General features: G+C 73.1%; 17 protein-coding genes. 10 read left to right on the forward strand and 7 right to left on the reverse strand.

The annotated features are described in order from the left end of the window. The first annotated feature begins 2 nt into the window (after positions 1–2). On the forward strand, positions 3–2,090 hold the full coding sequence (locus CGL27_RS39115) for a primosomal protein N' (RefSeq protein WP_240450791.1): 2,088 nt from the start codon (positions 3–5) through the stop codon (positions 2,088–2,090). A 615-nt stretch (positions 2,091–2,705) separates the two neighbouring features. Here the strand turns inward: CGL27_RS39115 and CGL27_RS39120 are convergent. Then, positions 2,706–3,218, reverse strand: a complete 513-nt coding sequence (locus tag CGL27_RS39120; RefSeq protein WP_078639842.1) for a hypothetical protein — start codon at positions 3,216–3,218, stop codon at positions 2,706–2,708. Between the two features lie 290 nt (positions 3,219–3,508). Between CGL27_RS39120 and fmt the strand changes: the two genes are divergently transcribed. The 3 genes from fmt to CGL27_RS39140 all read left to right on the forward strand — a co-directional run bounded on the left by fmt (position 3,509) and on the right by CGL27_RS39140 (position 8,205). Further along, complete coding sequence (fmt, locus tag CGL27_RS39130; protein WP_119992321.1) at positions 3,509–4,441, forward strand: methionyl-tRNA formyltransferase; 933 nt, start codon at positions 3,509–3,511, stop codon at positions 4,439–4,441. Positions 4,442–4,675: 234 nt separating this feature from the next. After that, positions 4,676–6,691 carry an ABC transporter ATP-binding protein gene (locus CGL27_RS39135; protein WP_119992322.1) on the forward strand — a complete coding sequence of 672 codons (2,016 nt, stop codon included), beginning with the start codon at positions 4,676–4,678 and terminating at the stop codon, positions 6,689–6,691. 44 nt (positions 6,692–6,735) lie between these two features. Beyond that, entirely contained in the window at positions 6,736–8,205 is a 1,470-nt protein-coding gene (locus CGL27_RS39140; protein WP_119992323.1) for a transcription antitermination factor NusB, read from the forward strand. Between the two features lie 100 nt (positions 8,206–8,305). Here CGL27_RS39140 and CGL27_RS39145 read toward each other — a convergent pair whose 3' ends face one another. Further along, positions 8,306–9,250: a serine hydrolase gene (locus CGL27_RS39145; protein WP_119992324.1), complete on the reverse strand. Its 945-nt coding sequence runs from the start codon at positions 9,248–9,250 to the stop codon at positions 8,306–8,308. A gap of 182 nt (positions 9,251–9,432) precedes the next feature. On the opposite strand from CGL27_RS39145, the gene rpe reads away from it, so the two are divergent. Beyond that, a complete protein-coding gene (gene rpe / locus CGL27_RS39150) occupies positions 9,433–10,107 on the forward strand; it encodes a ribulose-phosphate 3-epimerase (protein ID WP_078639836.1) in 675 nt (224 codons plus the stop codon). Positions 10,108–10,242: 135 nt separating this feature from the next. Then, positions 10,243–11,232, forward strand: coding sequence for a sugar-binding domain-containing protein (locus CGL27_RS39155; RefSeq protein WP_203348700.1), 990 nt, complete (start codon positions 10,243–10,245; stop codon positions 11,230–11,232). A 79-nt stretch (positions 11,233–11,311) separates the two neighbouring features. Here CGL27_RS39155 and CGL27_RS39160 read toward each other — a convergent pair whose 3' ends face one another. From CGL27_RS39160 to CGL27_RS50435, 3 genes are all read right to left on the reverse strand, one after another. After that, on the reverse strand, positions 11,312–12,607 hold the full coding sequence (locus tag CGL27_RS39160; protein WP_240450792.1) for a lanthionine synthetase C family protein: 1,296 nt from the start codon (positions 12,605–12,607) through the stop codon (positions 11,312–11,314). A gap of 17 nt (positions 12,608–12,624) precedes the next feature. Beyond that, entirely contained in the window at positions 12,625–15,765 is a 3,141-nt protein-coding gene (locus CGL27_RS39165; protein WP_119992326.1) for a lantibiotic dehydratase, read from the reverse strand. A 101-nt stretch (positions 15,766–15,866) separates the two neighbouring features. Beyond that, positions 15,867–16,022: an FDLD family class I lanthipeptide gene (locus CGL27_RS50435; RefSeq protein WP_162953166.1), complete on the reverse strand. Its 156-nt coding sequence runs from the start codon at positions 16,020–16,022 to the stop codon at positions 15,867–15,869. Positions 16,023–16,486: 464 nt separating this feature from the next. On the opposite strand from CGL27_RS50435, the gene CGL27_RS39170 reads away from it, so the two are divergent. After that, the gene (locus CGL27_RS39170; protein WP_119992327.1) at positions 16,487–17,950 is read left to right on the forward strand and encodes a GuaB1 family IMP dehydrogenase-related protein; all 1,464 of its coding nucleotides are present in this window, start codon (positions 16,487–16,489) and stop codon (positions 17,948–17,950) included. 104 nt (positions 17,951–18,054) lie between these two features. On the opposite strand, the gene CGL27_RS39175 is transcribed toward CGL27_RS39170, so the two are convergent. Further along, the gene (locus CGL27_RS39175; RefSeq protein ID WP_119992328.1) at positions 18,055–18,816 is read right to left on the reverse strand and encodes a DUF2637 domain-containing protein; all 762 of its coding nucleotides are present in this window, start codon (positions 18,814–18,816) and stop codon (positions 18,055–18,057) included. After that, complete coding sequence (locus CGL27_RS39180) at positions 18,813–19,019, reverse strand: hypothetical protein (RefSeq protein WP_078647218.1); 207 nt, start codon at positions 19,017–19,019, stop codon at positions 18,813–18,815. Before CGL27_RS39180 ends, CGL27_RS39175 begins: the two co-directional genes overlap by 4 nt. A 299-nt stretch (positions 19,020–19,318) precedes the next feature. Between CGL27_RS39180 and CGL27_RS39185 the strand changes: the two genes are divergently transcribed. The 3 genes from CGL27_RS39185 to CGL27_RS39195 all read left to right on the forward strand — a co-directional run bounded on the left by CGL27_RS39185 (position 19,319) and on the right by CGL27_RS39195 (position 22,373). Continuing rightward, positions 19,319–20,791: an amino acid permease gene (locus CGL27_RS39185; protein WP_119992329.1), complete on the forward strand. Its 1,473-nt coding sequence runs from the start codon at positions 19,319–19,321 to the stop codon at positions 20,789–20,791. A gap of 10 nt (positions 20,792–20,801) precedes the next feature. Next, positions 20,802–21,257 (forward strand): Lrp/AsnC family transcriptional regulator, encoded by a 456-nt coding sequence (locus tag CGL27_RS39190; protein ID WP_078639830.1) that lies wholly within the window; start codon positions 20,802–20,804, stop codon positions 21,255–21,257. 315 nt (positions 21,258–21,572) lie between these two features. Further along, positions 21,573–22,373: a carbon-nitrogen hydrolase family protein gene (locus CGL27_RS39195; protein WP_119992330.1), complete on the forward strand. Its 801-nt coding sequence runs from the start codon at positions 21,573–21,575 to the stop codon at positions 22,371–22,373. The last annotated feature ends 21 nt before the right edge of the window (positions 22,374–22,394 follow it).

Raw genomic sequence — 22,394 nt, forward strand, 5'->3', positions numbered from 1 at the left:
CCGTGCGCAAGGCCAAGGGGGAGCGGGCCAGGCCGCGGACCTGGCGGGGGGCCAAGCTGGCCGGGGAGCTGCCCGTGGCGCGGGTGCTGGTCGACAAGGGGCCGGTCCACCTCGACAAGCTGTGGGACTACGCGGTGCCGGCGGAAATGGACGCCGAGGCCCGGCCCGGGGTGCGGGTGCGGGTGCGGTTCGGGGCCGGGACGGGGAAAGTGCGCGAGGGGCGGCGCGAGGGCGGCGGGCTGCTCGACGGGTACATCATCGAGCGCGTCGCCGAGTCCGACTATCGGGGCCCGCTGGCCGCCCTCGCGCAGGTGGTCTCCCCGGAGCCGGTGCTGGGGCCGGGGCTGCTGGCGCTGTGCCGGGCGGTCGCCGACCGGTACGCCGGATCGCTCGCCGATGTGCTGCAGCTTGCCCTGCCCAAGCGCAACGCCCGCGCCGAGGGCGAGCCGTCATCGCCGCCGCTGTCCCCGCCGGAGCCGCCCGCGCCCGGGAGCTGGGGGCGCTATCCGGCCGGGCCCGGGTTCCTGGAGGCGCTTGCCCGCGGTGACCGGCCGCGGGCCGTATGGACCGCGCTGCCCGGGCCGCACTGGCCCCGGGAGTGGGCCACCGCCGTGGCCGCCACGCTCGCGTCCGGGCGCGGGGCGCTCGTCGTCGTGCCTGACGGGCGGACCGCCGAGCGGGTGGACGCGGCGCTCACGGAGGTGCTCGGCGGCCCGGGGCGGCATGTGCTGCTCACCGCCGACCTCGGGCCCGAGGAGCGCTACCGCCGCTGGCTGGCGGTCAGCCGGGGCTCGGTCCGGGCCGTGGTGGGCACCCGGGCGGCGATGTTCGCACCGGTCCGGGACCTCGGGCTGGTGGGGATCTGGGACGACGGGGACCGCAGCCACAGCGACGACCGGCTGCCGCAGCCGCACGCCCGCGATGTGCTGCTGCTGCGCGCCGTCCATGAGAAGACGGGCTTTCTGCTGGGCGACCTCGGCCGCACCGTCGAGGCCGCCCAGCTGGTGGAGAACGGCTGGGCCCGGCCGCTCGAAGCCGACCGCGAGCAGGTCCGCGCAGCCGCCCCGCTGATCCGTACGGTCGACGAGGGCGAGGTGGCCCGGGACATGGAGGCCCGTGCCGCCCGGCTGCCCACGCTCGCCTGGCAGACCGTACGGGAGGCGCTGACCCGGGGCCCGGTGCTGGTGCAGGTGCCGCGCCGGGGCTATGTGCCGAAGCTGGCCTGTGAGCGCTGCCGGGAGCCCGCGCGCTGTGCGCACTGCTCGGGCCCGCTGGAGGCGCGGGACGCGGACCTTCTGGTGTGCGGATGGTGCGGGCGGGACGAACCCGCCTGGCACTGCCGTGAATGCGGGGGCGTCCGGCTGCGGGCGTCCGTAGTCGGCGCCCGGCGCACCGCCGAAGAGCTGGGCCGAGCCTTTCCGGCCGTGCCCGTGCGCACCTCCGGCCGTGACCATGTGCTGACGTCCGTCCCCGACCGTCCGGCGCTCGTCGTGAGCACGCCGGGCGCCGAGCCGATCGCCGAGGGCGGTTACGCCGCGGCGCTGCTGCTCGACGGCTGGGCCCTGCTCGGCCGCCCCGACCTGCGCGCCGGTGAGGACGCGCTGCGCCACTGGCTGGAGGCGGCCTCGCTGGTCCGCGGCCACGGGGACGAGGGGAGTGACGGCCGGGGCGGCACCGTGGTGATCATGGCCGAGCCGACGCAGCGGCCCGTCCAGGCTCTGGTGCGCTGGGACCCGGGCGGGTATGCGGCGCGTGAGCTGGCCGAGCGGTCCCAACTGGGCTTTCCGCCGATCTCACGGATGGCGGCGGTGACCGGCCCCGCGGAGGCGGTGGCCGAGCTGATCGCCTCGGCCGGACTGCCCGAGGGGGCCGAGACGCTGGGCCCGGTCCCGCTGCCCCCGGCGCCTCCCGGACGTCCGCGCCGTCCCGGAGACCCGCCGCCGGGCGAGGTCTGGGAGCGCGCGCTGCTGCGGGTGCGCCCCGGCCAGGGCAGCGCCCTCGCGGCGGCCCTCAAGGAGGCGAAGGCGGGCCGCCTGGCGAGGGGGGAGAAGGACCCCGCGGTGCGGGTGGATCCCCTGGATATTGGCTGACCTCGGCTGAGTCGGGTCTGGGCCTTGGCCGGCCTCGGCCCCGGTCTGGGCGTTGGCCGACCTCGGCTGCTCCCCGGCTGGGGGTGCGCTCCGGGCGCCGCGGGGTGTCCGGGTGCCGCAGGGTCTCCGGGCGCTTGGGCTTATTGGCCGGGGGCGCCCTCCGGAGTGACCGGGTAAGCCGCAGGGTGCCGTAGTGCCTCCGGGTGCCGCAGGCCGGGTGTCGGCGTCTTCCGGGCTCGGTTCCTCTGGCCTGGGGCGCCCCCGGCGGCAGCCGGGGCGAGTGGCAGGGTGCCGCAGAGTCTCCGGGTCCTTGGGCTTACTGGCCGGGGCGCCCCAGGGGCGCGGGGTAAGCCGAAGGACGCCGTAGAACATCCGGGGGCTTGGTTCTTCCGGCCGGGGCGCCTCCCAGCGGTGCTGGGGACAGCCGCAGGGTGCCGCAGAGTCCCGGAGGCTTGGGTCTACCGACCGGGGGCGCCCAGGGTGACCGGGTAAGCCGCAGGGTGCCGTAGCGCTTCCGGGGGCTTGGTTCTTCCGGTCGGGGGCACCTCCCAGCGGTAGCTGGGGGAGACCTATGTGCCCCGGAGGCGAACCGAGCCTCGAAAGAAGGGGTTCCAGTCAGCCGTGGCGGGGGCTGGGGAAGGGGCTGGGGCGGGGGTCCTCGCGGAGGGACGGCGTCGACTGCGGCGGGACCGTGCGCGCGGCGGGCACCGAGGGTACGGCGGCGGGCTCGGCCGGGCGGCCCGGGGACGGTTCGCCGCCCTCGGGCGCGTTCTGCGCGGCGGCCCGGCGCGAGCCGTAACGGCGGTGCACCGCCTGCTTGGTGACGCCGAGCGCCGAGCCCACCGCGTCCCAGGAGAAGCCCAGCGAGCGGTCGAAGTCGACGGCGGCGGTGACCAGCGTCTCGACGCTGTCGCGCAGTTCCTGGGCGAGCCGCACGGTGGGAGCCGGAGCGCGTCCGTAGACCACGAAACCGGCGGACGGGCCGGTGCGCCGGGGGCGGTAGACATTGCCGAGCTGGGCGGTGAGCGTGCGCAGCGCGTCCACCTGCCGGCGGACCCGCTCGATGTCCCGGACCAGGAGGTGCAGGCTGGCCCGTGCCTGGGCGTCATGAGTTGCGTGGTCGGCCATGTACAAGCCTCTCGAACCGGCGTTGACGGGGGATGGGGGTGAGGGGATGGAGGGGGACGGGAGGGGGCTGATGCTGGATGGGGAAGTCGAGCGGGCGGCGGGAAACGCATCGGGCCGCGGCAGCGGCCCGATGCGGTCAATCTGCCTTGACCAACGCGGCACCCGCCCGTCGGTCACGGTCCGGGGCGTGCGGGAGTCCGCCCGTACGCCCCCTCGGCCGGCGGACCATAGACTTCAGAGGCTGTTCGACGTTCCGCCGTATCCGCTGTGTGAGAGGTAGTTCGCCACCCATGAGGCTCGTGTTCGCCGGTACTCCCGAGGTCGCCCTGCCCGCTCTGGACGCGCTGATCGCGTCGGAGAAGCACGAGGTGGTGGCCGTGGTGACCCGTCCCGACGCGCCCGCCGGGCGCGGTCGCCGGATGGTGGCCAGCCCGGTCGCCGAACGGGCCGAGGAGGCGGGTATCGAGGTGCTCAAGCCCGCCAGGCCGCGTGATCCGGAGTTCCTCGCCCGGCTCGGCGAGATCGCACCGGACTGCTGCCCGGTGGTGGCCTACGGCGCGTTGCTGCCCAAGGCGGCGCTGGAGATCCCGGCACACGGCTGGGTCAATCTGCACTTCTCGCTGCTCCCCGCGTGGCGGGGCGCGGCACCCGTGCAGCACTCCGTGCTCGCGGGCGACGAGATGACCGGCGCCTCGACCTTCCAGATCGAGGAAGGGCTGGACTCCGGGCCGGTGTTCGGGGTGGTGACGGAGGAGGTGCGGGCCACCGACACCAGCGGTGATCTGCTGACCCGGCTCGCCTTCGCCGGTGCGGGGTTGCTCGAAGCGACGATGGACGGCATCGAGAACGGCACCCTGCTCCCGGTGCCGCAGCCGGCCGAGGGCATCTCGCTCGCCCCGAAGATCACCGTCGAGGACGCGGAGATCGACTGGACGGCGCCCGCGCTGCGCGTCGACCGGCTGGTGCGGGCGTGCACCCCCGCCCCGGGTGCGTGGACCACCTTCCGTAGCGAGCGGCTGAAGGTCGTCTCGGCGCGGCCGGTGGCGGACCGTACGGATCTGGAGCCCGGCCGGCTGGCCGCGACCAAGAAGGCCGTGTACGTGGGCACCGGCAGCCATGCCGTCGAGCTGACGTGGGTGCGGCCGCAGGGCAAGAAGCCGATGTTCGCGGCGGATTGGGCGCGCGGGGTGCGGATCGCGGAGGGCGAGCGGCTCGGGGCCTGAGCGGGCCACGGGGCCGAGGCCGACCCAGCGGCACACGCCACGGGACCGAGGCAGACCCAGCGGCACGGCGGGCCTGAGCAGGTTCACAGGGCTGACACCGAGCAGGTCCACAGGGCAGAACCCTGAGCAGGTCCACACGGCTGAAGGGCGGCCGTCGGGCGCGCCGGGGCGGCGGATGTTGACTTCAACCTGAGTTGAAGTCCTACGTTCCTCACGAGACCTCGGAGGTACGTGATGGACATCGAAGTGACCGCCTGGCATTCCCTGTATCAGGCGTCCAATGCCAGCGACGACCGGCGGCCCTTCTCCCGCGAGACACTGCGCCGTATCGGCGCCTTTGCCCGTCCGCACCGCCGTCAGCTGCAGCTGTTCCTGGTGCTGAGCACGGTCACGGCGGTGCTCGCGGTGGCGACGCCGCTGCTGGCCGGCCGGGTGGTGGACGCGATCGTCCACCATTCGGGACAGGACACGGTGCTCGGGCTGGCCGGGCTCATCGCCGCGATCGCCGTGGCGGAGGCGGCCCTCGGGCTGCTGACCCGCTGGCTGTCGGCGAATATCGGCGAGGGGCTGATCCTCGATCTGCGCACCTCCGTCTTCGACCACGTCCAGCGGATGCCGGTGGCGTTCTTCACCCGGACCCGCACCGGTGCGCTGGTCAGCCGGCTCAACAACGACGTCATCGGCGCGCAGCGGGCGTTCAGCGACACCCTCTCCGGGGTGGTCGGCAATATGGTGACGCTGCTGCTCACCCTGGTCGTCATGATGGGGATCTCGTGCCAGATCACCCTGTTGACGCTGGTGCTCCTGCCCCTCTTCCTGCTGCCCGCGCGCCGGGTGGGCGGACGGCTGGCGAAGCTGCGCCGCGAGGCGGCCGCGCACAACGCCGCGATGAGCACCCAGATGACCGAGCGCTTCTCCGCGCCCGGGGCCACCCTGGTCAAGCTCTTCGGCCGGCCCGCCGACGAGTCCGCCGAATTCGCCGCGCGGACCCGGCGGGTGCGGGACATCGGGGTGCGGACCGCGATGGTCCAGGTCTCCTTCGTGACCGCCCTGACCCTCGTCTCCGCCCTGGCCCTCGCCCTGGTCTACGGCCTCGGCGGCTGGTTCGCGCTGCACGGGCGGCTCGACCCCGGCGCCGTCGTCGCGCTCGCGCTGCTCCTCACCCGGCTGTACGCGCCGCTGACCGCGCTGGCCGGGGCGCGGGTCGAGGTCATGAGCGCGCTCGTCAGCTTCGAGCGGGTCTTCGAGGTGCTCGACCTCGAGCCGCTGATCAAGGAGAAGCCGGACGCCCGGGAGGTCCCCGACGGGCCCGTGTCCGTCGAGTTCGACCGTGTGGACTTCGGCTACCCGGCCGCGGACAAGGTCTCCCTCGCCTCCCTGGAGGAGGTCGCCACCCTGGACACCCGCGGTGGTGTCCAGGTCCTGCACCAGCTTTCCTTCCGGGCCGAACCGGGCCAGATGGTCGCGCTGGTGGGCTCCTCCGGCGCCGGGAAGTCGACCATCGCGCAGCTGCTGCCCAGGCTTTACGACGCCGATGGCGGCGCCGTGCGGCTCTCCGGGGTGGACGTCCGCGATCTGACCGCCGATTCGATCCGCGCCACTCTCGGCATGGTCACGCAGGACGGCCATCTCTTCCATGACTCGATCCGCGCCAATCTGCTGCTGGCCCGGCCGGAGGCCACCGACGAGGAGCTGTGGGAAGTGCTGCGCCGGGCCCGGCTGGAGGGGCTGATCGCGTCCCTGGCGGACGGTCTCGAGACCGTCGTGGGCGAGCGCGGCTACCGGCTCTCCGGCGGTGAGCGCCAGCGGCTGACCATCGCCCGGCTGCTGCTGGCCCGGCCCCGGGTGGTGATCCTCGACGAGGCCACCGCGCATCTGGACTCCACTTCGGAGGCGGATGTGCAGGAGGCGCTCGGCGAGGCGCTGGAGGGGCGCACCGCGGTGGTGATCGCCCACCGGCTGTCCACAGTTCGGGCGGCGGATCTCATTCTCGTCGTCGAGGGCGGGCGGATCGTGGAGCGCGGTACGCACACCGCGCTGCTGGCCGCCGGAGGGCGCTACGAGGAGCTGTACCGCACCCAGTTCGAGCAACCGGCCGCGATGGGCGGCGGATTCGCCGTGGACGCGGTGGGCGCCCCCGGTATGGGCGCGACGGTGACGGCCGTGGACGGAGCGAGCGCCCCCGGCACCAGCGCCAAGGTCACGGCCCTGGATGGCGGCCCCACGGCCGCCGAGGCCCCGGCGACGTAGGCTGGTCCCTTCGAGCCCGATCCGTCCCCCGGAGCACATTTCCCGTGACCGACCAGCCCCGTCGTCGCCGTCCCCACGCCCCGAACCGGCCTGGCAAGCCCTACCGCCGCCCGCAGAAGGACCCCGTGCGGATCCTCGCCTTCGAGGCGCTGCGGGCGGTCGACGAACGGGACGCGTACGCCAACCTCGTTCTCCCGCCCCTGCTGCGCAAGGCGCGGGAGAGCGCGGAGGCCGGCGGGCCGCGGTTCGACGCCCGGGACGCGGCGCTCGCCACCGAGCTGGTCTACGGCACCCTGCGCCATCAGGGCACCTACGACGCGATCATCGCCGAATGCGTGGACCGCCCGCTGCGCGAGGTGGATCCGCCCGTGCTCGACGTGCTGAACCTCGGCGCCCATCAGCTACTGGGGACCCGTATCCCCACGCACGCCGCCGTCTCGGCGAGCGTCGAGCTGGCCCGGGTGGTGCTCGGCGACGGACGGGCCAAGTTCGTCAACGCCGTGCTGCGCAGGATCGCCGCCCATGACCTGGACGGCTGGCTGGAGCGGGTCGCCCCGCCCTACGACGAGGACCCCGAGGAGCATCTGGGCGTCCGCCACTCGCATCCGCGCTGGGTCGTCTCCGCCCTGTGGGACGCGCTCGGCGGCGGCAGCTCCGGGATCGAAGAGCTGCTGGCCGCCGACAACGAACGGCCCGAGGTCACCCTCGTCGCCCGGCCCGGCCGGTCCACGGCCGGGGAGCTGCTGGACGCGGTCGGCGAGGGGGCCGCGGTACCGGGCCGCTGGTCCCCGTACGCGGTGCGGCTCACCGAGGGCGGGGAGCCCGGGGCGCTGGAGGCGGTGCGCGAGGGGCGCGCCGGGGTCCAGGACGAGGGCAGCCAGTTGGTGGCCCTCGCGCTGGCGAACGCGCCGCTGGAGGGGGAGGACCGGCGCTGGCTGGACGGCTGCGCGGGCCCCGGCGGCAAGGCCGCACTGCTCGCCGCGCTGGCCGCGGAGCGCGGCGCCGTGCTGCTGGCCGCCGAGAAGCAGCCGCACCGGGCCCGGCTGGTGGCCAGGGCCCTGGCGGGCAACCCCGGCCCGTACCAGGTGATCGCCGCGGACGGCACCCGGCCGCCGTGGCGGCCCGGCGCCTTCGACCGGGTGCTGGTGGATGTGCCGTGCACCGGGCTCGGTGCGCTGCGCCGCCGCCCCGAGGCGCGCTGGCGGCGCCGCCCCGAGGACCTCGACGGCTTCGCCCCGCTGCAGCGCGGGCTGCTGCGGGAGGCCCTGGCCTCGGTGCGGATCGGCGGCGTGGTCGGCTATGCGACCTGTTCCCCGCATCCGGCCGAGACCAAGGCCGTGGTCGAGGACGTCCTCAGGGGGCGTGGCGGCCCGGCCGTCTCCGCGGAGTGGATCGACGCCCGTCCGTTGCTGCCGGGGGTGCCCGAGCTGGGCGACGGCCCGGACGTCCAGTTGTGGCCGCACCGGCACGGTACGGACGCCATGTATCTGGCCCTGCTGCGCCGGACCGGCTGACCGCGCCCGTTCGCGCCGCACCGGCTGACCGCGCCCGTTCATCCGCGGGTTCCCGGAGTGAGCGGCCCCGGGGCATCGTACGGCCGCGGTGAGCGGCGCGTCAGTCCTTCGGGACCGCCGGAAGCGCTTCCCGCGGCCAGTCGGTCGGGGCGTAGACGGTGGCCGCGTGGGCGGTGGGGTTGAGGTCCTTGTGCACCGCGCGCGCCACCGCCTCGATGGTGGCCACGCCCGCCTTCATGGTGCGGTTGTCCTGGGTGAGCACGGTGAGGGTGTAGTCGTGGCCGCCACCGGTGAAGGCGCCGATGCTGTGCACCCGCCAGCCGTGGGTGGACCGCTCCAGCCAGCCGTTCTTCACCTGGATCCGCACCCCGCCCGGGGCGCCGGCCGGGGTGCCCCAGCGCTGTTCGCGGATGACCTTGCCCATCAGCGAGAGGATGTAGCGGCGGGAGGCGTCGGTCAGCACCGTGTTCGGGTGGGTGATCAGGTCCAGGAGCCGCTCCTGGTCGTTCGCGGTGATCCGGGTGAGGCCCCAGTAGCCGTTCTTGCCGGGCACGGTGGCGTCCATGCCCGCCGCCCGCAGGAACGCCTTGACCCGGGAGGCTTTGAGCTTCTTCCACAGCTTGCTGGTCGAGGCGTTGTCCGACTTGGTGATCATGGCCTTGGCGAGGGTCTGCTCGCTCTTGGTCAGCGGCCGGTGGTGCCGTTGCGCGTCCCACAGCAGCGTTCCCAGGACCGTCGCCTTCACCACGCTCGCGGAGTCGAACCGCTGGTTCGCGCGCAGGGTGCAGCGGGTGTCGGTGGCGTGGTCGCGGAGGCTGACCGCGGTGGTGCCGGACCGGCCGCGCAGCGCCGCGGCGATGTCCTTGGACAGCTTGCCGGCCAGCCCGGACTGGTGCGAGACGCAGACCGGCCGCGGTGCCGTGGCCGCGGCGGAGGCGGGCCCGGCCCCGGCGACCGGCGATACGACGACGGCCGCGGTCAGCGCCGCGCACACCGCGGTGCGGGGATGCCGGGGCAGATGCCGGGGTATTCGATCGCTCGTCATGGTGGGTTGCCTGTTTGCACGTAATGTCTAGGGGTTTTATCCGACTTCTTCATGGTCCTGGCTCCGTCGCCGTCCGTCGATCGGAGCGGTCGATCGGAGCGGAACCAAGTGATCACGGCGGTGCGGGCCGTTGCGATGATCCCGGCTCCATGGACCGGCGTGGACCGTGGGAGGCTGGTGGCATGGCCTTGCAGATCAACCCCAGCATCCTGTCCGCGGACTTCTCTCGCCTCGCGGATGAGGCGAAGGCGGTCGAGGGTGCCGACTGGCTCCACGTCGACGTCATGGACAACCACTTCGTCCCCAACCTCACCCTCGGGGTTCCGGTGGTCGAGTCGCTGGGCAGGGCCACGGAAACCCCGCTGGACTGCCATCTCATGATCGACGACCCGGACCGCTGGGCGCCGCAGTACATCGAGGCGGGGGCCGGTTCCGTCACCTTCCATGTGGAGGCCGCGGCCGCGCCGGTGCGGCTGGCGCGCGAGATCCGGGCCAAGGGCGCGCGGGCCTCGATGGCGCTCAAGCCGGCCACGCCCATCGAGCCGTACGAGGATCTGCTGCCCGAGCTGGACATGCTGCTGGTGATGACCGTGGAACCCGGCTTCGGCGGCCAGGCGTTCCTGGACATCATGCTGCCGAAGATCCGCCGTACCCGGCAGCTCATCGACAAGCATGGACTCCAGATGTGGCTCCAGGTGGACGGCGGGGTCTCGGCCGCCACCATCGAGCGGTGCGCCGAGGCGGGCGCCGATGTCTTCGTGGCGGGCTCGGCCGTCTACGGCGCCGACGACCCGGCCAAGGCCGTACAGGCACTGCGCCAGCTCGCCGAGAAGGCAACTGGCACCCCCGGAACATGAGGCGACGTAGCTACCGGTCGGTGAACTCAAGGGTGAAGGGCGAACCAACTCCGCCGTTTCTGACAGGATGAACGGTGAGTCCGGACAGTGAATAGTGAGGAGACCGCGGTGTCGACGGGCCGTTCAGCCACGCGGATGGGACCCGCCGAACTGGTGCAGGCGGCGGCCATGGCGCGCCGCTTCTACCTCGAGGGCAAGTCCAAGATCCAGATCGCCGAGGAGTTCGGCGTCAGCCGCTTCAAGGTCGCGCGGGTGCTCGAGACGGCGCTCGAGCGCGATCTGGTGCGCATCGAGATCCGGGTTCCCGCCGAGCTCGACGCGGAGCGCTCCGATGCCCTGCGCGCCCGCTACGGGCTGCGCCACGCGGTCGTCGTGGAGTCCCCGGCCGACGCCGAGGCGGACACCCCGGACCCGGAGAACCTCGGCGAGGTCGCCGCGGACCTGCTGGGCGAGCTGGTGACCGAGGGGGATGTGCTGGGGCTGGCCTGGGGGCGGTCCACGATCCACATGGCGGCCGCGCTGCACCGGCTGCCCCCGTGCACCGTCGTCCAGCTCACCGGCGTGTACGACGCGGGCACGGCCGAGCGCGGCTCGGTCGAGGCGGTGCGCCGCGCCGCCGCCGTCTCGGGCGGGGAGGCGCACCCCATCTACGCGCCGATGCTGCTGCCGGACACGGCCACCGCGGACGCCCTGCGCGGCCAGACCGGTATCGCCCGCGCCTTCGAGTACTTCGACAAGGTCACCGTGGCCTGCGTCTCCATCGGCTCCTGGGAGGCCGGGATCTCCACGGTCTACGACATGCTGACCGAGAAGGAGCGGGCCCACTACGAGAGCCTGGGCGCCGCCGCCGAGATGTCGGCCCACCTCTTCGACGCCGAGGGCCGCCGCATCGGCCGCGACCTGGGCGAGCGCTGCATCACCGTGGAGGCCGACCGGCTGCGCCGGATCCCCGAGGTGGTCGCCATCGCCGGTGGCCGCCGTAAGGCCGAGGCGATCGGGGCGGTGCTGAGGTCCGGCCTGGTCACCAGCCTGGTCACGGACACCGCCGCCGCGGACTACCTGCTCGCCGAAACCACCCCCGCCGCCCACCCCGCCCTGGACCGCGCCGATCCGGACGGCGTGTAGCGGGCCGGTCGCGGCGGGCAAGGGGGAAAGCGGCGGGCAAGGGGGAAACGGCGAGCGGCCCGCCGCTCGCCGTATCGGATCACGCCAGAAGCAGGGCGGCGTCCCACGGCACCTCACCGTCGGCGGTTCCGGCGGGCGGCGTGCTCCGGCCGAGCAGGACGAGGGCGACGCCCGCCGCGCCCTCCAGGAACGTCGGCGCGTCCAGCGGCTCCGGCCGGAGCGGTAGCACCGGCGCGATGGGAAAACCGAAGGCCGTGCCGGGGTCGAAGCGGGCGCACAGCCGCTCGGTGATCTCGTCCGCCCGCGCGGACAGCGACGCGTCGTCCAGGTCGTCGGCGATACGCCCGGTGATCCGGGCCAGCCCGGCGAGGCCGTGGCACAGTCCGGGATCGTCCAGCCCCCGCGGTCCGTCGGGGCGGGCGAAGACCGCCCTCATCGCCTCCGCCGCGGTGTGCACCCACGCGTCCTCGCCCAGCGCGACTCCGGCGAGCTGCAGCGCGCGGGCGATTCCCGGAGCGCCGTAGCACCAGCTCGCGCGCCCCGGACCCAGGGCGGGCCGGGTGGGGGCCAGCTCCTGGTCGGCGGAGACCGTACCGGGCCAGCCGGGGCCCGCGTCCGGGTCCTCCTGGCGCCAGCTCATCAGCCACCGGGCGATACGGCGGATGGCCGTGTCGTGGCCGGGGACGCGCAGTCCGCGCGTCCAGCACAGGGACAGCAGCGCGAGCGGCCCGGCGATGCCGTGGGCGAGCCCCAGGTCGAGCACCCACTCCCGCCGCCGCGGGTCCACCGCGGCGGGCCACGGGGGGCTGAACCAGCCGGGCAGCGGCCCGGACCCGGCCTTGACGGGCTCGGTGAGGGCGACGAGATACCGCAGCACGTCGTGGACGGCTTCGGGGTCGGACGGCTCGGCGAGGAAGTACCGGCCGAGGCCGGTCACACCGGAGACGACGTCGAAGTGTTCCCGGTCCGCCCCGGGGACACCGGATTCCATTCGCTCGTACTCGGCGTCGAGGACCGTTCCGAGGCGATGCCGCAGGGTCGCGTCCACTCGGCCCCGTACGGTGGCGTAGTCCCGGGGCGAGCGGGCGGCGTGCTTGGCGGCGAAGCCGAGACTGCCCAGGCCCGTGATCAGCCCGGGACCTCTGGCACCGGCGTACCCGGCCTCCGCCGCCAGCAGGGCGTGGACGGTCGGGCGCAGGCCCGGATCGTTCCTGCTCAGCTCGCTGAGGAACAGCGCCGCCCCCGAGGCACCCATGCCGAGCCCGGCAGCGGAAAAGTCCCCGGTGCGGGTGTTGGTGACGTGGTCGCGGATACGGGCGCCGATCTCGGCCGCCACCGTGCCGGGGTCCCACCGCCCGGCTGATGCCGCCGTCACCCGAGATGCCTCCGTCGTCATCCGAGATGCCTCCGCCGTCCGTGGTCGGCCTGGGCGAGGCCGCGCGCCACCGCCAGCGAACGGCCTTCGGAGGTGCGTGAGGTGCCGATCAGCCGGTTGTGGTGCATATGCAACACACTCGCCAGCACCGATGGGTCGGCGGCCACGGAGGCATAGGCGCGCATGGCGGCCGCCCTGGCGTCGAGGGCGGTGAGCGCGGCGGCAGCGCCCTCGGTGGGGAACGTGGCCCGGAGCCCGCCGTCCAGCAGGTGGAGTGCCGCCGCGCGGCGTTCCCGGAAGTAGGCGTGGTGCTCCTCGTCCCGCGGGTCGCGCAGCCACCAGTCGGTCCACCGGTCGCCGTGGACCTGGCGGGTGAGGTCGAGGTAGTTGGCGGCGGCGAGCACCTGCGGCTCGACGCCGACCGCGTCCGCCGCCCGCAGGCGTAGCTGTTCGACGGCGGCCACGCTGTCGTGGTGGAAGACCGTCTCGGCGGCCTCGATGGCCTCGTGGCCGCCATAGCGGTGGGTTTCGGGTTCATAGCCGTCGATGACGAACGCCCCGGCCAGGCGCAGGTCGCGGAGCTGCTCCACCCAGTCGAGGACGCCCGGTGTCAGCTCGCCGTGGAGCGTGGCGGGGTCGCCGTGGAAGCGCAGCCGCAGATGCGCGCCGGCCGGATCGGCGTAGCGGATGAAGAACCAGCGGTCCACCGCGGGCGGCAGGGCCGCCAGCAGCCGGGGCAGGTGCTCGGTCAGCACCTCGTCCTGGCGGTTGGCGTAGGTGTAGAGCCTGCCGTAGAGCCACTCGCGGCTGTGCCGCGGGACGGGCGGACCGACCGGGCGGATCCGCCGCGCCGGGGCCCGGACGGCCGGGGACTCGCCGGTCGCCGGGCGGGCGGGCAGCAGCGGAATCACCAGTTCGCTGCTGAACGCCCCCTGGTCGGTGGCGAGCCAGCCCTCGCCCGCCCCCGCGTCCTCGGGCGTCTCGTACGCCGTCACGTCCTTGCCCCGGCCGAGCTCGCGGCGCAGCACCATGCGGTGGAGCGGGGCGGTCAGGTCGAGCTCCACCCGGTGGTCGCCCCCGCCGACGGCGACCCGGTCGGGCACGTTCCAGCGCGCCCGCCAGCCGTCCAGCCGGTGCTCCCACTCCGCGTCGGAGAGGGAGGAGTCCATGAGGCCGGGGTCGGTCAGCCGCCATCGGGCGGGGGCGAGGACCGTCCTGCCGAACCGGACGCGGGGCAGGTGGGGAAGTGTGGACAGGCGCCCCCATGTCCATACGCACGAGGGCCAGCTCCCCATCGTCGGCAGCTCACGCAGCAGACGGACCGCCGCGGGGGCGCGCCGCGGGTCGAGCATGGTCGGAACCCGGGGGTTGATCTCCTGTCCGGTCGAGGCGTCCACGAGATACAGCCGGTCCGGGTCGGCGGCCAGTGCGAGATCGCCCACTCCCCGCACGGCGGGCGAGGCGCGGTCCGCGAAGCAGCCCACCGCGACCCGCTCGGTCCAGAACGGCCGAACGCGGGCCACATTGGCGTCGCGCCCCCTCAGGGGCAGGAAGTCCAGGTGCGCCTGGAGCGCGCTGTCCCGGGCCGAGTCGGCGGCGGAACGGCGCGCCAACTCGCCTACCTCCTCCACGTCGTCGAGGAGGTAGGCGAACCGGCCGAAGAGCGCGCCCGGGGCCGGCGATCCTGTCGACGGGGAGAGCACGAGCGTGAAGTCGCCCCCTTCGAGGGATCGCCGCGAGGGGGCGGTCAGATGGGCACAGAGCTCCATCGCGGCCGGGGGCGGTGCTCCGGAGCCGCGCAGCCGGTCGAGTGCCGTGTCGTCGAGCACCACCTCGCGGTCGCCCGACGCGATCGCGGTGAGGGCCAGCTCGGCCAGGAACTCGTTCCGGGCCCGGTCGCGTTCGCTCGGCTCACCGGCTTCCGCCGTGCGCCGTTCGCTTTTGGGATGGTCGTAGTCGGCGGGCGGGCCCAGGCCGGTGTGCGGGTCGAGGACGTCGGCGAGCGGCACGGCCCGGCCGGTGCCGTAGCGTTCGACGAACGCGTCACGGTACTCCCGCAGCTCCGGCGTCGGCATCGTGTCGGGTGCGGCGAGACACAGCGCCGTGGCCGCGCGCTCCGCCTCCCGCAACACCTCCTGGTCCAGGGTGACTTCCGCGTCCAGCCGCATGTCGACCTGGATCGGCCGGTCATCGGCGCGCAGGCCGCCCATCGCGTCCAGGGCCTTCTTCCAGCGGCCGAGCCCCGCGCCGAGGCGTTCCGCGCCGTATTCGTCCAGCAGGTCGCCGATGACGGTCAGTTCGCCTGCCTTGGCGGCCTGGCCCACGGACTTGAGGACCTCCACCGCGTACCGCAGCGGGTCGGTCTCGCCGAGCGGGGGGCGTAACTCGGTGAGGAGGAAGCCCTGGCGGACGAGTTCGAGGAGAAGCCCCTCCTTGGCGGACGCGGGGACGTTCGGGTACGCCTCGTCGAGGGTCTTCAGCAGGTCCCCGGCCGGGCAGGGGTGCCGGGCGGCGGCGAGGATGGTCCGCACGGCCGCCGTGTGGCGTACGGAGATCTCCTGGGCGGTCCGCCCCTCGCGCCGCTGTTCGTCGGTGGCCGGCTCATCGGAGCCGGCGGGGTCCTTCGCGTCGTAGCCGCAGGGGAGCACCCAGCGCTGCCCGCGTGCGAAGCCCAGGTCGTTCGCCACGACGCGCAGCGCGCGCAGTACCTCGAGGTCGCCCTCCCAGGCGGTGAGCACGCCGGTCAGCCAGCCGCCGTCCGGGCGCACCGCCTTCCGGTGCCGGGTGCCCAGCCGGATATGGCAGCCCGCCTCGCCGAAGGACACCGGGGCGACGCCCGCCAGGAGTCCGAAGGGGGTGGCGCGGCTGGCGCCCCGCAGGACGTAGCGCGTCGCCGCGAGGGTGAGCTTGCGCAGGGCGCCGGGTTTCATCGGCGCGCCCGCGCGCAGCGCCTCGACGGTGCGGTGCAGTGAGGGGCTGGAGACGGCGAGGGCCTCCTCGACCCGTTCGTCGGAGAGGAGCGCGTCGATGTACCGGCGGACCTGCTCGCGGTCGCGCGGGTCGAGGTGTGCGCGGGTCTCGGGGGCCGAGTGGGGAAGGAGGGGGACGCGGAGCATCCCGGTGGGCTCCGCGTGGAACATCGCGTGGTCTTCGGCCATGGGGTCGTCTCTCCCGTTCACGCTCGGCACCGCCGAGAATTCCGCAGTCGGCGAGCCGCGCGGGGCCCGGGCCGGGCCCGGGCCCCGCGCGGTCCTGGCTACTAACAGGCCGGCGCGGCGACGGTGCACCAGATGATGGACGCCGTGGGCGTGACGGAGGCGCTGTGTGCGGCCGTCGGCTCGTCGAGCTCGACACGCACGTCCAGGTCGAACTCCGACATCTCCTTGGCCGACTCGGCCGGTACGGCAATAGACATGGTCAACTCCTTCGGTAGAGGGGCGACGGCAGCCGTTCGCACCCAGTGCCGCTCATACACACCTCAGCGGATGGGCATGCGCGGCTCCCGTTCGCGGTTGGCACGCGGGGCACTCGGTCGAGCGCCCCACCCCTCCTGTGTACGTGCACAGCCGGTGATTCCGGGACTTCGGAGAGCTAGGTCTAAGGGTTGCCTCAGAAAGTCGCGGGCGGTGGAACGAACGGCCATAATTGAAGCTCTCTTACGGCTCCTGGCCGGGCCCCGACCGCTCGCGGACGTGTCCAGCGGTGCTCCGCCGCATGGCGTCACTCGCCCTCGGGTAACGTTTCGACGTTAGGCAGGTTGCCTGTCGGCACCGCAGCAGCCCCCGCAGCGCCTCTTTGGAGGACTCTACGAATGCGGGGGTGTTTTGTTGTGCCGCTATGGGAGTGACCTGCGTCGTTTCGCGTGAAAATGTGAGACTCATGCGTTTCCTCGAGCCCGGTACGGGGCGCCACGTGGAATCTTCCCCGGTTCCCTACGACCTGACGTACGACGATGTGTTCATGGTGCCGAGCCGCTCCGCGGTCGGCTCCCGCCAGGGGGTGGACCTGGCCTCACCCGACGGCACCGGCACCACCATTCCACTCGTCGTCGCCAACATGACCGCGATCGCCGGCCGCCGCATGGCCGAGACGGTCGCCCGTCGCGGTGGCCTCGTCGTCATTCCGCAGGACATCCCGATCGACGTCGTCACGGACGTGATCCGCTGGGTCAAGAGCCGCGATCTGGTGCTGGACACCCCGATCGTCCTCGCCCCGACCGGCACCGTCGCCGACGCGCTGTCGCTGCTGCCCAAGCGGGCACACGGCGCGGGCGTGGTGGTCGAGGACGGGCGTCCGGTGGGCGTGGTGACCGAGTCCGACCTGACCGGCGTGGACCGCTTCACCCAACTCTCCGAGGTGATGTCGCGCGAGCTGATGGTGCTCGACGCCGCCATCGACCCCCAGGAGGCGTTCAACCGCCTCGACGCCGCCCACCGCAAGCTCGCCCCCGCCGTCGACGCGGACGGGAAGCTGGCGGGCATCCTGACCCGCAAGGGCGCGCTGCGCGCGACGCTCTACAAGCCCGCGGTGGACGCGGGCGGCCGGCTGCGGATCGCGGGCGCCGTCGGGGTCAACGGCGATCTGGAGGGCCGTACGAAGGCGCTCCTGGACGCCGGGGTGGACGCCCTCGTCGTGGACACCGCCCACGGCCACCAGGAGTCGATGATCGCCGCGCTCAAGGCGGTCCGCGGCCTGGGCCCGCGGGTGCCGGTGGTGGCGGGCAACGTGGTCGCCGCCGAGGGCGTGCGCGACCTCATCGAGGCCGGTGCCGACATCGTCAAGGTCGGCGTCGGGCCGGGCGCGATGTGCACCACCCGCATGATGACCGGCGTGGGCCGGCCGCAGTTCTCCGCGGTGCTGGAATGCGCCGCCGAGGCACGGAAGTTCGGCAAGCACATCTGGGCGGACGGTGGCATCCGGCACCCCCGCGACGTCGCCATGGCGCTCGCGGCCGGAGCGTCCAACGTCATGGTCGGCTCCTGGTTCGCGGGGACGTACGAGTCGCCCGGCGACCTCCAGCACACCGCCGACGGCCGGCCGTACAAGGAGAGCTTCGGCATGGCGTCGGCACGCGCGGTGCGCAACCGCACCAGCGACGAGTCGGCGTACGAGCGGGCTCGCAAGGGGCTGTTCGAGGAGGGCATCTCCACCTCGCGGATGTTCCTGGACCCGGCCCGGCCGGGGGTCGAGGACCTGATCGACTCGATCATCGCGGGCGTGCGCAGCTCCTGCACCTACGCGGGCGCCGGGTCGCTGGAGGAGTTCCACGAGCGGTCCGTGGTGGGCGTGCAGAGCGCCGCGGGCTACGCGGAGGGCAAGCCGCTCCACGCAAGCTGGGACTGAGGCTCAGGAGTTCGGCTCGCCCCGGAGGCGAACCGAGCCCCCGAACACCACAACCCCACTCGGCTCGGGTGAGTGGGGTTGTGGTGGTGCGTCGCGGCGGGGTCTCACCTCGCCACTCCGCGCTCACCCCGGGTGCGGGGCAGCGCGTGGCGCGGCGGGCTGGTGAGGGTGATCTGCCGGACCAGCTGGTGGAACGAGACCAGCGCGGCGACCGGGGGAAGACCGGCCACGGCCATGCTGGGCGCGTTCCTCGGGGCGTGTGCGACGCACAGGAACACCGCGATGGTGGAGAAGAGCACCACCACGGCCCATGAGTGCCCCGCGCCCCGGCGGTGCAGGGCGGCCCGCAGCACCGACAGCGAGGCGACCAGCCAGGGTCCGTAGACCAGCAGGGGCCACCACGCCGCCATGGACTCCGAGGTGCTCGGGGAGGCCAGATAGCGCAGCGGGCGGTAGGAGATCATTCCGCCGAGCACGCTCAGCATGGCGACGATGACCGTGGTGACCGCCGCGAAGATCAGGCTGATCACATGCAGCCACGGCAGCGTCGGCAGCCGGAAGCGGACCCGGCGGCGCTTGCCACGCCCCCGCACATGCGTGGGGGAGGGGGTGTGGAGGGGAACGACCGGTCCGATGGGGCCGGTGGTGTGCACCGACTCCTCGGGGGAGGTCGTCTGGAGCAGCCGGGCGAGGTCTCCCTCCAGGTCCCAGCGGCCCTCGATGGTCTCCGGGTCGGGCAGGGGGAAAGGATTCATCTCATAATCGGCTGCCGCCTCGTACCGCTCCCCGGGAGGGGGCGCGGGGGCGTGCCGGTGGCCGGTGGGTGGGGGCCCGTAGCCGCCCGGCCTCGGCTCGGTGTACGTCATGCCTTGACGCCCGGTTCCGGCGTATCGGACCGCTGGAGGAAGTCCGCCTCGATCCGGCCCAGCGCCCGGATGAAGTCCTCCCAGACTCTCGCGCAGTATTCGAGCGGGTAGCGCTCGCTGTCACCCCCCTGGTCTCGGGGCCGGAACACGGGTTCGGCACTGAGCTGGGAGTGATCGGGTGGTTGCAGGCTGTCAGTGGTCACGTCCCCACCAACGACCGCTAAAATGGTGCAGTATCGCGGCATTCGGGTGAAACGAGCGCTGACTCGCGCAGTGTCTCGCAACGATTCCCCGCCGAGCGCCCCCGCGCGCAACGTTGCCACGGGTATGCGCAACCATGGTCCATTACGGCCGTCGGCGGACGGCTCATAGGGTCTTGCGCTGACGTGGAGTGGCGGGGACCGACTGCTCGGCGATTCCCACCTGCGGGTTTGCTTTCGGGCACCCGTATGTCCGCAGTCGGTCGCCACCACCCGATGGCAGCGATTAAGGAGCCACCCCTGTGTTGGAGAACGGCGCAGCACCGCCCGCCACCCAGCAACCGGAATCAGACCCTCCGGTCGGCGGGCTGGGCGCCCGGCTGATGCGGCGCAAGCCGGTGGAGCGGCTGGTCGCCGAGGGCGGCCAGGGTGAGGGCGGCAGCCTGCGGCGCTCCATGGGCATGTGGCAGCTCACCATGATCAGCATTGGGGCCACCCTGGGCACCGGCATCTTCGTGGTGCTCGGCGAGGCCGTGCCGGACGCCGGTCCCGCGGTCATCGTGTCGTTCGTCATCGCCGGGCTCACCGCGCTGTTCTCCGCGCTGTCCTACGCCGAGCTGGCGGGCACCATCCCCGTCTCCGGCTCCTCCTACTCCTACGCCTACGCCACGATGGGCGAGCTGATCGCCTGGGTCTGCGGCTGGTGTCTGATCCTGGAGTACGGCGTCTCGGTGGCGGCCGTCGCCGTCGGCTGGGGCGAGTACCTCAACGAACTGCTCGACGGCACCCTCGGCGTGACCATCCCCGACGCCCTGGCCGCCCCGCCCGGGGACGGCGGGATCTTCAATCTGCCCGCCCTGCTCGTGGTGCTGCTGGCCATGGCGTTCCTGCTGGGCGGCGCCAAGGAGAGCGCCCGCGCCAACACGGTCATGGTGGGGGTGAAGATCGCGGCGCTGATCCTCTTCTGCGCCGTCGCCTTCACCGGCATCCGGGCCGGCAACTACACCCCGTTCATGCCGCTGGGCATGGCGGGCGTCAGCGCCGCCGGCGCCACCCTCTTCTTCTCCTACATCGGCTTCGACGCCGCCTCCACGGCCGGTGAGGAGGCCAAGAACCCCCAGCGCGACCTGCCCCGCGCGATCATGCTGTCGCTGATCATCGTCACCGCGCTGTACTGCCTGGTCGCCGCCGTCGCGGTGGGCGCCCTGCCGTGGAAGAAGTTCTCGGGCTCCGAGGCCGCGCTCGCCTCGATCATGAAGGATGTCACCGGACAGGACGCCTGGGCCGTGCTGCTGGCCGCCGGAGCGGTCGTCGCGATCGCCTCCGTGGTGCTGACCGTGCTCTACGGCCAGACCCGCATCCTCTTCGCGATGTCCCGGGACGGGCTGGTGCCCAAGGTCTTCTCCACCGTCCACGCCAGGACCGGGGTGCCCCGCGCCAACACCGTGATCGTCTCGCTCTTCTGCGGGGTCCTGGCCGCCGCGATCCCGCTCGGCCAGCTCGCCGACGCCACCAGCATCGGCACGCTCTTCGCCTTCGCGCTGGTCAACATCGCCGTGATCGTGCTGCGCCGGACCCGGCCCGATATGCCCCGCACCTTCCGGGTGCCGCTGTCCCCGCTCTTCCCGGTGATCGGCTTCGCGCTGTGTCTGTGGATGATGGGCAGCCTCCAGTTCGTGACCTGGGTGGTCTTCGGCTGCTGGATGGCCGTCGGCCTTGTGCTGTACTTCGCATACGGCTTGCGCCGATCCCGACTGGCCACAGCAGAGAAGTGATTGCCCCCCAGTGCGACTGAATGATCTCGACGAACGCATCGTCCACGCCCTCGCCGAGGACGCCCGCCGCTCCTACGCCGACATCGGCGAACTGGTCGGACTGTCCGCGCCCGCCGTCAAACGGCGGGTGGACCGGCTGCGCGCGGAGGGAGCCATCACCGGCTTCACGGTGCGGGTCGACCCGGTGGCACTGGGATGGGAGACCGAGGGCTTCATCGAGCTCTACTGCCGCCACAACACCTCGCCGGACGCCATCCGCCGGGGCCTGTCGCGCTATCCCGAGGTGGTGTCCGCGTCGACCGTCACCGGTGACGCGGACGCCGTCGTCCAGGTCTTCGCCTCCGATATGCGCCACTTCGAGCGGGTGCTGGAGCGGATCGCGGGGGAGCCGTTCGTGGAGCGCACCAAGTCCGTGCTGGTGCTCTCGCCCCTGCTGCGAAGGTTCAGCTCGGGTGCCCCTACGTAGGCGCTCCGTTGGGTGGGCCTGGTTGACTGTCGTGCCCTGACCTGCCGTTGGTCGTGTGCGGCGCCGTCGTGGCTGGTCGCACCCACGCGGCGGAGCCGCACATCGGCACAGCCCCGCGCCCCTTCGGGGCACCCCCACGCGGCGGAGCCGCACATCGGCACAGCCCCCGCTCCTTTTAGGGCGTGCGCAATGAATCGACGCGCACCGATCCCCATGCGCCATGAATCGACGCCGGACGCAACGAAGCCGTCTTGTTGGGCGATCCGGAGGCAACGTACTGTTTTTATACCCGTACCCCTCCCCTCAAGGTCTGCCATGCCGCCGCTGCGCACCGCTCTGCTCCAGAACTCCGGTCACCCCGGCGATCCCGCCGGAAACCTCAAGGTCCTCGACGAGGCCGCCGCCGACGCGGCCGCCGACGGGGCCGGGCTGCTGGTCACCGCGGAGATGTTCCTCACGGGATACGCGATTGGCGGCGGCGGCGTACGGGAGCTGGCCGAGCCCGCCGACGGGCCGAGCGGCCGGGCCGTGGCCGAGATCGCCGCGACGCACGGTCTCGCCATCCTCTACGGCTACCCCGAGAGCCACGCGGGCGCCGTGTACAACTCCGCACGGCTCGTCGGGGCGGACGGCGCCGAGCTGGCCAACTACCGCAAGTCCCATCTCTACGGCTGCTTCGAGCGGGCGTCGTTCACCCCCGGTGAGACGCCCGTCGTCCAGGCCACCATCGGCGAGCTGACCGTCGGCATCCTGATCTGCTACGACGTGGAGTTCCCCGAGAACGTACGGGCCCATGCCCTGGCCGGGACCGATCTGCTGCTGGTGCCCACCGCGCAGATGCACCCCTTCGAGTTCGTCGCCGAATCCGTCATTCCGGTGCGGGCCTTCGAGAGCCAGATGTACATCGCGTACGTCAACCGCAGCGGCGTCGAGGGCGAGTTCGACTTCGTCGGCCTGAGCTGTCTGGCGGGGCCCGACGGCGCCACCTGTCTGCGCGCCGGCCGCGGCGAGGAACTCCTCCTCGGCGATGTCGCCCCCAAGCTGCTGACCACCTCGCGCCGGATCAACCCGTATCTGCGGGACCGCCGCCCCGGTCTGTACTCCTCCCTCGGCTGATCCGTCCTCACCTGATCAGTC

It is taken from the genome of Streptomyces sp. 11-1-2 (assembly GCF_003595545.1).
Taxonomy (GTDB): Bacteria; Actinomycetota; Actinomycetes; order Streptomycetales; family Streptomycetaceae; genus Streptomyces; species Streptomyces hygroscopicus_B.

What these genes read in the sequence shown, in the direction of transcription:
- CGL27_RS39120 (WP_078639842.1), bottom strand. Translation starts at nt 3,218, where the DNA reads ATGGCCGACCACGCAACTCATGACGCCCAGGCACGGGCCAGCCTGCAC.
- fmt (WP_119992321.1), top strand. Translation starts at nt 3,509, where the DNA reads ATGAGGCTCGTGTTCGCCGGTACTCCCGAGGTCGCCCTGCCCGCTCTG.
- CGL27_RS39135 (WP_119992322.1), top strand. Translation starts at nt 4,676, where the DNA reads ATGGACATCGAAGTGACCGCCTGGCATTCCCTGTATCAGGCGTCCAAT.
- CGL27_RS39145 (WP_119992324.1), bottom strand. Translation starts at nt 9,250, where the DNA reads ATGACGAGCGATCGAATACCCCGGCATCTGCCCCGGCATCCCCGCACC.
- rpe (WP_078639836.1), top strand. Translation starts at nt 9,433, where the DNA reads ATGGCCTTGCAGATCAACCCCAGCATCCTGTCCGCGGACTTCTCTCGC.
- CGL27_RS39155 (WP_203348700.1), top strand. Translation starts at nt 10,243, where the DNA reads ATGGGACCCGCCGAACTGGTGCAGGCGGCGGCCATGGCGCGCCGCTTC.
- CGL27_RS39165 (WP_119992326.1), bottom strand. Translation starts at nt 15,765, where the DNA reads ATGGCCGAAGACCACGCGATGTTCCACGCGGAGCCCACCGGGATGCTC.
- CGL27_RS50435 (WP_162953166.1), bottom strand. Translation starts at nt 16,022, where the DNA reads ATGTCTATTGCCGTACCGGCCGAGTCGGCCAAGGAGATGTCGGAGTTC.
- CGL27_RS39170 (WP_119992327.1), top strand. Translation starts at nt 16,487, where the DNA reads ATGCGTTTCCTCGAGCCCGGTACGGGGCGCCACGTGGAATCTTCCCCG.
- CGL27_RS39175 (WP_119992328.1), bottom strand. Translation starts at nt 18,816, where the DNA reads ATGACGTACACCGAGCCGAGGCCGGGCGGCTACGGGCCCCCACCCACC.
- CGL27_RS39195 (WP_119992330.1), top strand. Translation starts at nt 21,573, where the DNA reads ATGCCGCCGCTGCGCACCGCTCTGCTCCAGAACTCCGGTCACCCCGGC.